The 423-nt window shown below is 65.7% G+C and carries 1 protein-coding gene; it reads left to right on the top strand.

The annotated features are described in order from the left end of the window. Nucleotides 1-45 precede the first annotated feature (45 nt). Nucleotides 46-423 (top strand): nuclear transport factor 2 family protein (locus tag EN780_RS37945; protein WP_133373036.1); only part of this gene is annotated, 378 nt, incomplete at its 3' end.

Below are 423 nucleotides of genomic sequence, written 5' to 3'. Positions count from 1 at the left end.
GGGCAATCCTCGTCGGTGCCGGACAATGACCTCGGGAGAAACGCAATGAAACCCGATAGCATCATCGACATCCACCCAGACGACCAGTCTCGAGAGACGGCCGAGATCATGCGGCGCTTCAACGACGTGTTCCAGCGCCACGACCCGTCGGCGCTGGCCGAACTGGTGGGCGAGAACTGCGTGATCGAAAACACCGTACCGGCGCCCGAGGGTGCCCGCCACACAGGCGGCGAAGCGTGCGTCGGGCTATGGACGGCGATCGCAACCCAGGCCGGCACGCGCTTCGACCTGGAAGAAACCTTCGTCGCCGGCGAGCGGGCGACGATCCGCTGGCGCTACTGGATGGCGGACGGCAATTCGCTGCGCGGCGTCAACCTGATGCGCGTTGCCGGCGGACGCATCGTCGAGGCGATGGGATATGTG

Origin of the sequence: Mesorhizobium sp. M4B.F.Ca.ET.089.01.1.1, assembly GCF_004022605.1 — a bacterium.
Classification (GTDB): domain Bacteria; phylum Pseudomonadota; class Alphaproteobacteria; order Rhizobiales; family Rhizobiaceae; genus Mesorhizobium; species Mesorhizobium abyssinicae.
Note: the sequence above shows the minus strand (reverse complement) of the source record. Positions and strands in the feature narration are given on the sequence as shown.